This is a genomic window from Urechidicola sp. KH5, from assembly GCF_054661455.1.
In genome coordinates this window covers 146049-159335 of record NZ_BAAFSW010000004.1, presented here as the reverse complement: position 1 = coordinate 159335, position 13287 = coordinate 146049, and the positions used below count along the sequence as shown (strand labels likewise).

General features: G+C 34.2%; 11 protein-coding genes and 1 other RNA gene. 7 read left to right on the top strand and 5 right to left on the bottom strand.

Annotated features, from left to right (window positions below; all coding sequences use genetic code 11):
- Window positions 1-133: 133 nt before the first annotated feature.
- Window positions 134-2122, top strand: a complete 1989-nt coding sequence (uvrB, locus tag ACYQ5R_RS11770) for an excinuclease ABC subunit UvrB (RefSeq protein WP_460191151.1) — start codon at window positions 134-136, stop codon at window positions 2120-2122.
- Between the two features lie 43 nt (window positions 2123-2165).
- On the opposite strand, the gene fsa is transcribed toward uvrB, so the two are convergent.
- From fsa to ffs, 3 genes are all read right to left on the bottom strand, one after another.
- Complete coding sequence (gene fsa / locus ACYQ5R_RS11765) at window positions 2166-2819, bottom strand: fructose-6-phosphate aldolase (RefSeq protein WP_460191150.1); 654 nt, start codon at window positions 2817-2819, stop codon at window positions 2166-2168.
- A 101-nt stretch (window positions 2820-2920) separates the two neighbouring features.
- Window positions 2921-3724 carry an SDR family oxidoreductase gene (locus ACYQ5R_RS11760; protein ID WP_460191149.1) on the bottom strand — a complete coding sequence of 268 codons (804 nt, stop codon included), beginning with the start codon at window positions 3722-3724 and terminating at the stop codon, window positions 2921-2923.
- 66 nt (window positions 3725-3790) lie between these two features.
- An RNA gene (gene ffs / locus ACYQ5R_RS11755) (signal recognition particle sRNA small type) lies at window positions 3791-3889 on the bottom strand.
- A 164-nt stretch (window positions 3890-4053) separates the two neighbouring features.
- Between ffs and ACYQ5R_RS11750 the strand changes: the two genes are divergently transcribed.
- Genes ACYQ5R_RS11750 through ACYQ5R_RS11730 form a run of 5 tightly spaced genes read left to right on the top strand, consistent with a single transcriptional unit; the run spans window position 4054 to window position 9841 of the window.
- On the top strand, window positions 4054-4584 hold the full coding sequence (locus ACYQ5R_RS11750; RefSeq protein ID WP_460191148.1) for a DUF4199 domain-containing protein: 531 nt from the start codon (window positions 4054-4056) through the stop codon (window positions 4582-4584).
- Between the two features lie 10 nt (window positions 4585-4594).
- Window positions 4595-5554 (top strand): glycosyltransferase family 2 protein, encoded by a 960-nt coding sequence (locus tag ACYQ5R_RS11745; RefSeq protein WP_460191147.1) that lies wholly within the window; start codon window positions 4595-4597, stop codon window positions 5552-5554.
- Window positions 5555-5602: 48 nt separating this feature from the next.
- Window positions 5603-7324 carry a phospho-sugar mutase gene (locus tag ACYQ5R_RS11740; protein ID WP_460191146.1) on the top strand — a complete coding sequence of 574 codons (1722 nt, stop codon included), beginning with the start codon at window positions 5603-5605 and terminating at the stop codon, window positions 7322-7324.
- Window positions 7324-9153, top strand: coding sequence for an ABC transporter ATP-binding protein (locus ACYQ5R_RS11735; RefSeq protein ID WP_460191145.1), 1830 nt, complete (start codon window positions 7324-7326; stop codon window positions 9151-9153). Before ACYQ5R_RS11740 ends, ACYQ5R_RS11735 begins: the two co-directional genes overlap by 1 nt.
- Window position 9154: 1 nt before the next feature.
- Window positions 9155-9841 (top strand): nitroreductase family protein, encoded by a 687-nt coding sequence (locus ACYQ5R_RS11730; RefSeq protein ID WP_460191144.1) that lies wholly within the window; start codon window positions 9155-9157, stop codon window positions 9839-9841.
- Window positions 9842-9872: 31 nt separating this feature from the next.
- Here ACYQ5R_RS11730 and ACYQ5R_RS11725 read toward each other — a convergent pair whose 3' ends face one another.
- Window positions 9873-11282, bottom strand: coding sequence for a CCA tRNA nucleotidyltransferase (locus ACYQ5R_RS11725; RefSeq protein WP_460191143.1), 1410 nt, complete (start codon window positions 11280-11282; stop codon window positions 9873-9875).
- Window positions 11283-11288: 6 nt separating this feature from the next.
- Window positions 11289-11858: an L-threonylcarbamoyladenylate synthase gene (locus tag ACYQ5R_RS11720; protein ID WP_460191142.1), complete on the bottom strand. Its 570-nt coding sequence runs from the start codon at window positions 11856-11858 to the stop codon at window positions 11289-11291.
- Window positions 11859-11989: 131 nt separating this feature from the next.
- Here ACYQ5R_RS11720 and ACYQ5R_RS11715 point away from each other — a divergent pair, with 131 nt between their 5' ends.
- The gene (locus tag ACYQ5R_RS11715; protein WP_460191141.1) at window positions 11990-13279 is read left to right on the top strand and encodes a UDP-N-acetylglucosamine 1-carboxyvinyltransferase; all 1290 of its coding nucleotides are present in this window, start codon (window positions 11990-11992) and stop codon (window positions 13277-13279) included.
- Window positions 13280-13287: the final 8 nt, after the last annotated feature.

The following is a 13287-nucleotide window of genomic DNA, read 5'->3' as shown; positions in this document are numbered from 1 at the left end:
AATCATCACTAATGATTTAAAAAATTGTGCATTATAATATCTTAAACGAAACCTTTTAAAATAGAAAGTTTAGGCTATATGAATATTGCAAAAACGAACATTACGAAAACAAATAGATTGGTATTTTTGTATTATGAATTTTAAACTTGTTTCGGACTACAAACCAACTGGAGATCAACCAGAGGCTATTGCGGAATTAACAACGGGTGTTTTAAATGGCGAACAGAGTCAAGTATTGCTTGGTGTTACTGGTTCTGGAAAAACATTCACGGTTGCTAATGTGGTGGAACAAATAAATCGCCCGACGTTGGTTTTAGCACATAATAAAACCTTGGCAGCTCAATTATACTCTGAGTTTAAACAGTTTTTCCCAGACAACGCTGTAGAGTATTTTGTATCTTATTACGATTATTACCAACCAGAAGCATACATACCCGTAACTGGGACTTACATTGAAAAAGACCTCTCTATTAATGATGATATAGAGCGAATGCGAATCAGTACTTCTTCCACCCTATTATCAGGTAGAAGAGATGTTTTAGTCGTAGCTTCGGTTTCTTGCCTTTATGGTATTGGTAATCCCGATGAATTCAAGAAAAATGTGATTGAAATTCATCGAGACATGCAAATTTCTAGAACTAAATTTTTACATCAGTTAGTTCAGAGTTTATACTCTAGAACAGAAACTGAAATTAGTAGTGGTACCTTTAAAGTGAAGGGAGATATCGTAACAGTTTTTCCTTCGTATGGTGACTACGCTTATAGAGTTCACTTTTTTGGAGATGAGATTGAAGTTATTGAGAGCTTCGATTTACAACAAAACGAAGTGGTTGAAACCTTCGAAAATTTAAATATCTACCCTGCAAACTTATTCGTAACATCTCCTGACGTTTTGCAAAATGCTATACATAACATTCAAGAGGATTTAATGAAACAGTATGAGTATTTTATTGAAATCGGAAAACCTCTAGAAGCAAAACGTTTAAAAGAGCGAACCGAATTTGATTTAGAAATGATTCGAGAACTGGGTTATTGTTCTGGAATCGAGAATTACTCTAGATATTTAGATGGTAGACAACCAGGTACAAGACCATTCTGTTTATTAGATTACTTTCCAAATGATTATTTAATGGTAATTGACGAAAGTCATGTTACCGTTCCTCAAACACATGCCATGTATGGAGGCGATAGAAGTAGAAAAGAGAATTTAGTAGAATACGGTTTCAGGCTCCCCGCTGCAATGGATAATAGACCACTAAAATTTGAAGAGTTTGAGGTGATACAGAATCAAACAATTTACGTTAGTGCAACTCCAGCAAATTACGAGCTACAAAAAACAGAAGGTGTTTTTGTTGAGCAAGTTATAAGGCCAACTGGATTATTAGATCCAATCATTGAAGTACGCCCTAGCTTAAATCAAATAGATGATTTAATTGAAGAAATTCAAGTTCGAGTTGAAAAAGATGAACGTACCTTAGTCACTACATTAACTAAAAGAATGGCTGAAGAATTGGCCAAATACTTAACCCGTATACAAGTGAGGTGTCGCTATATACACTCTGATGTAGACACTTTGGAACGTGTAGAAATTATGCAAGATTTACGTAAAGGTTTATTTGATGTTTTAATTGGCGTGAACCTATTGAGAGAAGGACTGGATTTACCAGAAGTTTCTCTGGTAGCAATTTTAGATGCTGATAAAGAAGGTTTTCTTAGAAGTCATCGCTCTTTAACGCAAACTATTGGTAGAGCTGCAAGAAATGTGGAAGGTATGGCCATAATGTATGCAGACAAAATTACGAAGAGTATGCAACAGACAATAGATGAAACTTCTAGAAGAAGAGAAAAACAAATCGCATACAATACTGCAAACAATATTACGCCAAAACAGATTGTAAAAGCTATTGATAACTCTTTAACTAAAAACAATATCTCTGCATTCCATTATGAGAATAGTTCTGATAAAGCAGCAGAGGAAGAAGCTAAATATTTATCGAAATCAGAAATCGAACAACGCATTCGAGATAAACGTAAGGAAATGGAAACTGCTGCCAAAGCCTTAGATTTTATTGTTGCAGCAAAGTTAAGAGACGAGATAAAAGAATTACAAACGCATTTATAAAAAAAGCGCCCATTGGGCGCTTTAATATTTTTAAGAAATTATTTTAATTTCCTTTCTTGTAATCCGCTAAAAACTTAGCCAAACCAATATCAGTTAAAGGGTGCTTTAACAATCCTTCAATAGCACTTAAAGGTCCAGTCATTACATCTGCACCAATCTTAGCACAATCAATAATATGCATTGTGTGTCTTACAGATGCAGCTAAAATTTCAGTACCAAAACCGTAGTTATCATAAATCTGACGGATTTCGGCAATCAAGTTTAAACCGTCAGTTGAAATATCATCTAAACGACCAATAAAAGGTGAAACATACGTTGCACCAGCTTTAGCTGCTAACAATGCTTGTCCAGCAGAGAAAACTAAAGTAACATTCGTACGAATTCCTTTATCTGTAAAATATTTACATGCCTTGATACCATCTTTAATCAATGGTAATTTAACAACAATTTGAGGGTGCAAAGCTGCCAATGCCTCTCCTTCTTTAACCATCCTTTCAAAGTCTGTTGCAATAACCTCAGCACTTACATCGCCTTCTACAATAGTACAAATATCAACATAGTGCTGTAAGATATTCGCTTCTCCAGTAATGCCTTCTTTAGCCATTAATGATGGGTTTGTAGTTACACCATCTAAAATACCTAATGCTTGTGCTTCTTTAATTTGATCAAGATTTGCAGTATCAATAAAAAATTTCATTGTGTTGTGATTTAATTAATTTTGCGCAAAGATAGCAAATTAAACCTCCTTAAATAGTTGTCAAATAAATTTTTGACTGACAATTTCATAAATTTTAAGGATTATAATTTGTAGTGATTCATCAATAATTTTTCATAAACCAAATCTGGTAATAGACGCTTTAAAACGATTGAGAACTTTTGCATAAAGGCTCCTACTTTATAATGTAGTTTTGGTCGAGATGTATTTATAATTTTTGCTACGGCTTTTGCCATATCCATAGGATCTCCTCCTTCATCCACATGAGCATCCATTAAATCTAAATTTAATTGGTAATTCTCTCTATAAGCAGAATCTTCAAAAACAGGAGTATGGTAACGTCCGCTAGCTATACTTGTTGCAAAATCACCCGGTGCCACATTAGTAACTTTAATACCAAATTGTTTTACCTCCATACTCATTGCCTCTGTTACCAATTCTAAAGCACCTTTAGTTGCAGAGTAAATACCACGATAAGGTAAGCCCATGTATCCTGCAATAGAAGTTACGTTAATAATCAATCCTGATTTTTCTTTACGCATATATGGTAAAACGGCTTTAGCTACATCAATTGCACCAAAGAAATTTGTATCAAAAACTTTTCGCATTTCATCAGTTGGTGTATCTTCTATTGGACCTGTAATACCCATACCTGCATTATTTACCAGTACATCAATTTTACCTGTCTTCTCTATAACCTCTGCAATAGCAGATTTAATAGTATCTGAATTTGTAACATCTAAAGCCACCAATTGAAATGGGTGCCCTGTATTATTTTTTGGATTTCTACTAGTACCATAAACTTGATGACCCAAGGTCTGTAAATAAACACCAATGGCTTTACCAATACCAGAAGAACCTCCGGTTATAAAAACAACTTTACTCATAGGGCTAAAATAGTAGGTTTATTAGAAATAAAAAATCCTGCAAAGCAGGAAACTAAAAGGCAGAAAAAAAGGCAAGCGACCTACATCACACCGCTACGACCTAATACCCTTGCTGCGTTCCCGCCCTGGGGGATTCAAAGGGAGCTGGTTGTGTAGGACTTGCCGGCTGCAAATTTACAACCAATTCTTTCAATGTACAACCATTTTTTTGCAATTTTTTGTAACATTCTTAATCTAATAAATACTAACAATTTGAATAAAAGAAAAACGCTAAATTCTTATTGAACTTTTGAATTTAGTATATTTGTTAAACTCAATAATCAACAATTATGGAAAATCAAACTGTATCTTCAAAATCTATTATGCTTAATTATGGTGCAGCTATGGGTGTAGTTTCAATTATACTTGCAGTTGCAGTTTATGCTTTAGGATATACCTACGAGCAACATTGGTCTGTTACTGTTCTTGGAATTTTAATTTCAGTAGCCTTTATTGCTTTAGGTTTAAAAGCTTATAAAGCTGGTAACGGTGGTGAATTAAAATTTGGGCAGGGTCTTAAAACTGGAGTTGGTATCGCTTTGGTTTCAACAGTTATTTATACTATTTATCAAATAGCATTCGTTACTGTTATCGAACCAGAATTTTATAACAACTTATTAGTAATCCAAACTCAAACTTGGGTTGACCAAGGTTTGACTCCTGAGCAAATTGAAGGTGCCGAAGCTATGTTTAAGAAATTTTCAAATCCAGCAATGACAGCAGGGTTTACAATTATTGGAGGAGTGTTTTTTGGTTTTATTATTTCGCTTATAGCAAGTGCTATTATGAAACAATCAAATCAAGAAATTTCAAGTATCTAGAACAAAATATATGAATATATCGATTGTAATTCCTTTACTAAATGAGGAAGAATCGTTAAATGAACTTTATGATTGGATTGCACGTGTCGTGCAATCCAATCATTATTCTTATGAAATCCTATTTATAGACGATGGTAGTACCGACGCTTCATGGACTATTATTGAACAACTATCACAAAAAGATAGCAATGTTAAAGGAATTCGATTTCAATCAAATTACGGTAAATCTCAAGCATTGCATGCGGGGTTTAAAGAAGCACAAGGTGAAGTAGTTATTACTATGGATGCCGATTTGCAAGACAGTCCTGATGAAATACCAGAATTGTATAACCTCATTAAAAATGATGGCTTTGATTTAATCTCTGGTTGGAAAAAGAAACGTTACGATTCTAAAATCAGAAAAAACATTCCTTCTAAATTGTTTAATTGGGCGGCTCGCAAAACTTCTGGATTGCATTTACATGATTTTAATTGTGGTTTAAAGGCCTACCACCATTCCGTTATAAAAAATATCGAAGTATACGGTGAAATGCATCGCTATATACCCGTACTTGCTAAAAACGCAGGGTTTAATAACATTGATGAAAAAGTGGTGATTCATCAAGCGAGAAAATACGGCGTAACAAAATTTGGTATGGACCGATTTATAAACGGATTTTTAGATTTAGTTACTATTTGGTTTCTGTCTAAATTTGGTAAGCGCCCCATGCACTTATTTGGCTTACTAGGTAGTTTAATGTTTTGTGTTGGTTTTCTCTCTGCCATCTACATAGGTGTTACCAAATTATTAAATGTTTTCTACTACAATGATCCATCTCCATTGGTAACAAGCAATCCATTTTTCTACATTGCCCTTACTACAATGGTTATAGGAACTATGTTCTTTTTATCGGGCTTTTTAGGAGAGCTTATTTTACGTACAAAAAATAACGAAGAGCGCTATAAGATTAGCGAAAAGTTAAAGCTATAATTCGAGCGTATCACTTATATTTGCGCTACACATTAATCATACTTAAATATGGACACTATTGCCATTTTAGAAAAAGCAAAACAATGGTTATCTCCAACTTTTGACAAGGAGACTCAAGAAGAAATACAAAACCTAATTGATAACGATCAAGATCAGTTAGCAGATAGATTTTATAAAGACACAGAATTTGGTACTGGTGGTATGCGCGGTATTATGGGTGCCGGAACCAACAGAATCAATAAATATACCTTAGGAAGAGCTACTCAAGGCTTATCAAATTATTTAAACGCGACTTTTACTGAAAAACAAATTAAGGTGGTAATAGCCTATGATTGCCGTCATAACAGTCAAAAATTTGCTAATATTGTTGCTCAGGTTTTTGCCGCTAACGGCATTAAAGCATATGTATTTGAAACTCTACGCCCTACTCCAGAATTGTCTTTTGCAGTACGTCATTTAGATTGTGATGCTGGTATTGTATTAACAGCCTCTCACAACCCACCAGAATACAATGGTTATAAAGTATATTGGAATGATGGCGGACAAATTGTACCGCCGCAGGATGCAGAAATTATAAACGGAGTGAATAGTTTAGATTTTTCTGAAATTAAATATGATGGAGATGAATCTCTAATCGAGACTATTGGTGAAGAAGTTGACAACGCCTTTATTGATGGTGCTGTAAATAATGGTAAAATTCCATCACTTAAGTCCAGAGATGGATTAACAGTGGTATTTACTTCATTACACGGTACTTCAATTATGTCGGTCCCAGAAACACTTAAGAGAGCTGGTTATACAAATGTGCATATAGTTGAAGAGCAACGTGAACCAAATGGAGATTTTCCAACAGTAGCGTCGCCAAATCCAGAAGAGCCTGCTGCTTTAAAAATGGCAACCGATTTAGCTAATAAAGTTGGTGCAGATATTTTAATCGGTACAGATCCTGATTGTGATCGTTTAGGAGTTGCCGTGAGAAATTTAGAAGGAGAAATGACGTTGCTTAATGGAAATCAAACCATGAGTGTTATGACTGATTTCTTGATTAAAAAATGGAAAAACGAAGGCAAATTAAATGACAACCAATTTGTTGGCTCAACAATTGTGTCTTCTGAATTGGTAAATCGTATTGCAGAAGGGTATGGCGTTCAACCAAAAATAAGCTTAACAGGATTTAAATGGATCGCTAAAATGATTCGAGACTTTAGTCATATGGACTTTATTGGTGGTGGTGAAGAGAGTTTTGGATATATGGTTGGTGATTTTGTTCGAGATAAAGATGCTGTAACATCTACACTTTTGGCTTGTGAAATAGCAGCGTGGGCTAAAGAAAATGGTAGTTCTTTCTACCAAGAGTTATTAAACATCTACCAAAGAAATGGATTCTATAAAGAGCACTTAATTTCTATTGTGAAGAAAGGAATGGATGGAGCTGCACAAATCAAACAAATGATGATTGATTTAAGAGAAAGCCCTGTTTTAGAAATTGATGGCGAGCGTGTTGAAACGATTAGTGATTATCAATCATCTGTAAGAAAAAACATGATTACCGGTGAAGAGACTATAATGGATATTCCAAAATCTAATGTGTTGATTTATCAAACTGAATCAGGTACTAGAGTTGCTGCAAGACCCAGTGGAACCGAGCCAAAGATTAAGTTTTATTTTAGTGTAAATGCTTCATTAGAACAGACGGAAGATGCCGCTAAAACAGAACAGGCTCTTGATGCGAAAATCCAGCGCATTATTACTGAAATGAAATTAAGTTAATGACCTATTTTAAGAAGATATTAAGGTATGCAAAACCATATATGCGTTTTGTATGGTTGAATGTAATATTTAATATTCTCTACGCTATTTTTAATGTATTATCAGTGCTTGGGTTTATTCCGGTGCTTGGTATTTTGTTTGGTCAAGAATCTCCAGTACACGAAAAACCAGTTTTTGAAGGTGTTGGTTCTCTGTATGACTACGTTCAAAATTCATTAAACTATACTGTTACAAGTATGATGGAAAGTGGAGGTCATGAAAAAGCATTGCTATTTATTTGCTTGCTTTCATTTAGCCTATTCTTTCTAAAAAATCTATTTAGGTATCTCGCATCTTTTGTACTCGCATTTTTAAGAAATGGGGTTGTGAAAGACTTAAGAGATGGACTTTATCGCAAAGTGGTTGAATTACCAATATCGTATTTTTCAGAGAAACGAAAAGGAGATACAATTGCGAGAATGACTTCTGATGTGCAAGAAGTGGAAGTTTCTTTCTTAACCTCATTAGAAACGGTTGTAAGAGAACCATTAACAATTGTTCTTACTCTAATTTCTATGTTTGCCATTAGTGCAAAACTAACCTTGTTTGTTTTTATATTATTACCTATTTCTGGAATAATAATTTCTAAAATTGGTAAAAAACTAAAGGCTAATTCTCAGCTTGCACAGAAAGAAAACGGTTCCATTTTATCTTTTATTGAAGAAACACTTACAGGTTTAAGGGTTATTAAAGGCTTTAATGCAGAACAACGCATAGAAAGTAAATTTACCAATGCCACTAAAAAATATAGAAACTTAATGACGAGTGTTTTGCATAGAAAAACACTTGCATCTCCTATGAGTGAGTTCTTAGGAGTAACAACAATCATGGCTATTTTATGGTACGGTGGTAAGTTGGTTCTTGGGGAATCAAGTGATTTAACACCAAATGAATTCTTAGGCTATATCGGTTTATTCTATCTGGTCCTTAATCCTGCAAAAGCATTTGCCAACGCCTATTCAAATATTCAAAGAGGCGATGCTTCTGCTGAACGTATATTAGAGGTGCTAGAAACCAAAAACACCATAACAGATACTGTAAATGCCAAATTAAAAGATTCTTTTGAAAATGCTATTGTGTTTGATAATATTTCTTTTAAATACGAAGATGAGTACGTTGTAAAAAACTTCTCCTTAGAAATAAAGAAAGGTGAAACAGTTGCTTTAGTTGGTCAATCTGGTAGTGGTAAATCTACTTTAGCCAATCTTATAACTCGTTTTTATGATGTAAATAAGGGAAGTGTATTGATTGATGGTGAAGACATAAGAAATATAAAAAAGAAATCTTTAAGAGACTTAATGGGAATCGTTACCCAAGATTCTATTTTGTTTAACGATACTATAAAAAACAATATCAATCTTGGGGTAGAACATGCAACCGATCAAGAAATATTAGAGGCAGCCAAAATTGCCAATGCTCACGAATTTATTGAAAAATTATCTGAACAATATTTAACTAATATTGGTGATAGTGGTAATAAATTATCTGGCGGACAGAAACAACGACTTTCAATTGCTAGAGCAGTTCTTAAGAACCCTCCTATAATGGTTCTTGACGAAGCTACTTCTGCACTAGATACTGAAAGTGAGCAATTGGTGCAACAAGCCCTAGACAAGATGATGAAAAATAGAACATCTTTAGTTATTGCGCATAGACTGTCAACTATTCAAAAAGCAGATAAGATTGTGGTTATGAGACAAGGTAAGATTGTAGAGCAAGGTAAACACGAAGAATTGTTGGCATTACAAGGAGAATATCATAAATTAGTGACCATGCAATCACTAGATTAATATGGTAGAAGATCACATTTTAGTAAACGGATTTAAGCATGTTAAACACAAGCACAATTCTTTTGAACAACTAGAAATGATTGAGAGAGCCGAGTCATATCATCGCTGGCTTGACTCTAGAAGATCCGTTAGAGAGTATACTGACAAACCTGTTCCTAAAGCAGTGATTGAGCAACTTTTACTAAGTGCATCTACTGCTCCTTCCGGAGCTCATAAGCAACCATGGACCTTCTGTGCCGTATCTTCACCGGAAATTAAAACTAAAATAAGAGAAGCTGCAGAAGCCGAAGAAAGAGAATCTTACAGCCATAGAATGAGTGATCGCTGGAAAAAAGATTTAGCACCTCTCGGTACAGATGCAAGCAAACCCTTTCTAGAAATTGCTCCTTGGCTGATCGTTGTATTTAAACGTGTTTATGAATTCGAAAACGGTGTAAAGCATAACAATTATTATGTAAACGAATCTGTTGGAATTGCAAGTGGAATGTTAATTAGTGCCATTCATAATGCAGGTCTTGTAACCCTTACACATACACCTAGCCCTATGAACTTTTTAGGGAAAGTTTTGGATAGACCATCAAATGAACGCCCATTCTTATTGCTTCCTGTAGGATATCCAAAAGAACCTATTTATGTTCCAAGTATTGAACGTAAAGGTATTGAGGATATCAGTGTGTTTTATGAGTAGAAACCCATGGCCTTAATTTGCAAAAACATTTCTACTTTTTTATCCCTAGTTTTTCTGCTTTTTTGAGCATAAAATCATAAGCATCATCGAAATCATTTGCAATTTCACCTTCTAAAATAGCTTCTTTAATTGCATCTTTAATTTGGCCTATTTCTCTACAAGGATTTAAATTAAAAGTCTCCATAATCAATTCACCAGATATTGGTGGTTGAAAATTTCTAACATGGTCACGTTCTTCAACCTCTTTTATCTTTGTTCTAACAATTTCGAAGTTTTTGTGATAGCGTTTAAAACGTTTAGGGTTTTTAGTAGTTATATCTGCTTCGCATAAGGTCATTAAGCTTTCTATATCTTCTCCGGCATCAAATATCAGCCTTCTAACAGCAGAATCTGTAACATCTGATGCTAACACAATTGGTCTCGAACTTAATAGCACCATTTTCTGAACAAATTTCATTTTGTTATTTAATGGCATTCGCAAACGTTTAAAAAGCTTATAAACCATTTTTGAGCCTACAAATTCATGCCCATGAAAGGTCCAACCAATTTTCTTGTCAAACTTTTTGGTTGGGGCCTTGCCAATATCGTGTAACAAAGCAGCCCAACGCAACCAAACATCTTCAGTATTTCTAGATATATTATCTACTACTTCTAACGTATGATAAAAATTATCTTTATGCTTTTGCCCTTCTACCTCCTCTACTCCTTTTAAGGCGATTAATTCAGGTAAAATTTGGTGCAATAAACCCGTTTGTTCCAACAGTAAAAATCCTTTTGAAGGAACTGCTGCTGATAGAATTTTATTTAATTCATCAATAATCCGCTCACGTGTTATAATCTTCAATCTGTCGGAATGCTTTTTAATAGCCTGTAACGATTTTAATTCAATCTCAAAATCTAATTGTGTTGCAAATCGTATCGCACGCATCATTCTTAAAGGATCGTCAGAATAGGTAACTCCAGGTTCTAAAGGTGTTCTTATAACCTTATTTTCTAAATCTGCTAATCCTCCAAACGGATCTAACAACTGTGCCTTAGAAGCACCGTTCAAACCAATAGCAAGTGCATTAATGGTAAAATCTCTACGATTTTGATCGTCTTCTAAAGTACCATCTTCAACCATCGGATTTCTACTATCTTCTGAATAAGATTCTTTTCGAGCTCCAACAAACTCAACTTCAATATCTTCAAATCGCAGCATTGCTGTACCATAGGTTTTAAATACTTGCACCTTCGGATTGTTTGGTAATAATTGTGCAACCTTTTCTGCCAATGCAATACCACTACCTACTGCTACAATGTCTATGTCTTTTGCTGTACCTCGATTTAAAATAAAATCACGAACATAACCTCCAATAACATAGGATTCGATTCCTAAATCATCAGCCGCTGATTCTATATAATTAAAAATTGGATGTGCAATTGCCTTTGCAAAATTCATATGTAGCTATGCTCTTAAAATTTCTATGGTTCCATCTGTTAAGACACGAACAATTCTTGAAGGTTTTGACGTGCTTTTATGGTGGGGCAAATTTACAACATAGTCTACGCTCTCCAAAATAGCAGGTTCAATTTCTTGAAAAGATTTCGCAGTCGGCTGTCCACTAATATTTGCAGATGTTGAAACGATAGCCTTTCCAAAAGTATTTATTAATTCTTGGCAATATTCTGTATATGCGATTCTAATAGCTACAGTTTCATCTTTAGCAATGCATGAAGGTGCGATACCCTTAGGGTTATTATAAATTACAGTTGTTGGTTCTTTAGACTCTTCTAAAAATGAAATTACATTCTGAGGCACTGTTACATAACGCTGTAACATTTCTACCGATGAAACCAATAAAATTAAACTCTTAGAATCAGGTCTTTTTTTAATATTATAAATTTCTTGTACCGCCTCTTCACTTGTCGCATCACAACCAATGCCCCATACCGTGTCTGTTGGATAAACCAACACCTTATTAGACTCTAGAATAGCTAAGCTATTTGCTATTTCTTTTTGAAATTCTCTACTCATTAAATCAGCATAATGTTAATTTAGAAAGGAACTACAAAATAAATTAAAACACAATTGATTTTCAAGAAGTATAATTTAAAAATTATCTTTGCACCTTCAATAAAGGTTATTGAATAGTAAACAATAGGCAAATGAAAGATTTAATAGGAAAAATAAGTGGAGGTCAAGTACCTAATGGCACCGTAAAGGTAAGCGGAGCGAAAAATTCTGCTACTCGATTATTGGCTGCTTCTCTTATTGCTGATGAAAAGGTGGTGTTAGAAAATTTCCCTATAGAATTGGTAGATGCAAATTATAAGTTTGACTTTATTGAAAAATGTGGTGGAAAAGTAGTGGTGAATCGAAATGAAGAAACTGTTCAAATAGATTCTAGTAATTTAAAAGATATTATTCTTGAAGATTATAATTACCCAATTCGAACTACTTACCTATTAGTTCCTGGTCTTATTAAGCGCAATGGAGTAGCAAAAATTCCGTATCCAGGAGGATGTAAAATTGGTAACAGAGGTTACGAATTACACATTATGGTATGGGAAAAATTAGGTGCTAAAGTTGAAGAAAAAGATGATTATATTGAAGTAACCGCTCCAAACGGATTTACAGCTGCAGAAATTGATTTTCCAATTACTACTATTGGAGGTACCGAAACAGCACTGATTTGTGCCTCAATTTCAAAAGGAACAACAAAAATTAAAAATGCCTATATCTCTCCAGAAGTTGAAGACTTAATCAGTTTTTTAATTACACTTGGGGTTAAAATAAATGTAATCGGTAATAGTTTTATTGAGGTAACAGGTAAAGAATATTTAAGAGGTTCTTTGTACCCAATAATGCCCGATAGAATTGAGGCCCTTACTTGGGTTATTTATGGTGCATTAAGTGGAGGTAATATTACGATTCAAGATGTGCCCTTTGATTCTTTAAAAATTCCATTAGTTCATTTATATGAGGCTGGAATTGATTTTTATCGAAATAGAACTAATATCAAAATAACACCAGAGTGTATTCAAAATGGTGTAATTCAACCTTTCGAATTGGCAACTGGTACTCATCCAGGAGTGATTTCTGATATGCAACCTTTTTATGTTTTGTTAGGATTGCATGCTGATGGTATAAGTAGAATTCATGATTACAGATACCCAGAGCGTATAAAATACTGCGCAGAATTAGCCAAAATGTATCCGAATCTTATTAAATGGGAAAGTGGACTAATTACCACTCACGGTAAACATAACTTTACTCCAGTGGCTGCAAATGTTGAATCTACAGATTTAAGAGGTAGTATGGCTTTAGTAATAGCTGCTTTATTAGCCAAAGGTGAAACGACAATTACCAATGTTGAAATGGCTTTAAGAGGCTACAATAAATTAGAAGAAAAACTAAAAGGCTTGGGTATTCATATTCAGATAAGTAATCAATAATATTTTAA

Excerpts from the sequence above, each read along its gene's own strand:
- uvrB (WP_460191151.1), top strand. The coding sequence starts at position 134 with ATGAATTTTAAACTTGTTTCGGACTACAAACCAACTGGAGATCAACCA.
- fsa (WP_460191150.1), bottom strand. The coding sequence starts at position 2,819 with ATGAAATTTTTTATTGATACTGCAAATCTTGATCAAATTAAAGAAGCA.
- ACYQ5R_RS11760 (WP_460191149.1), bottom strand. The coding sequence starts at position 3,724 with ATGAGTAAAGTTGTTTTTATAACCGGAGGTTCTTCTGGTATTGGTAAA.
- ACYQ5R_RS11750 (WP_460191148.1), top strand. The coding sequence starts at position 4,054 with ATGGAAAATCAAACTGTATCTTCAAAATCTATTATGCTTAATTATGGT.
- ACYQ5R_RS11745 (WP_460191147.1), top strand. The coding sequence starts at position 4,595 with ATGAATATATCGATTGTAATTCCTTTACTAAATGAGGAAGAATCGTTA.
- ACYQ5R_RS11740 (WP_460191146.1), top strand. The coding sequence starts at position 5,603 with ATGGACACTATTGCCATTTTAGAAAAAGCAAAACAATGGTTATCTCCA.
- ACYQ5R_RS11735 (WP_460191145.1), top strand. The coding sequence starts at position 7,324 with ATGACCTATTTTAAGAAGATATTAAGGTATGCAAAACCATATATGCGT.
- ACYQ5R_RS11730 (WP_460191144.1), top strand. The coding sequence starts at position 9,155 with ATGGTAGAAGATCACATTTTAGTAAACGGATTTAAGCATGTTAAACAC.
- ACYQ5R_RS11725 (WP_460191143.1), bottom strand. The coding sequence starts at position 11,282 with ATGAATTTTGCAAAGGCAATTGCACATCCAATTTTTAATTATATAGAA.
- ACYQ5R_RS11720 (WP_460191142.1), bottom strand. The coding sequence starts at position 11,858 with ATGAGTAGAGAATTTCAAAAAGAAATAGCAAATAGCTTAGCTATTCTA.
- ACYQ5R_RS11715 (WP_460191141.1), top strand. The coding sequence starts at position 11,990 with ATGAAAGATTTAATAGGAAAAATAAGTGGAGGTCAAGTACCTAATGGC.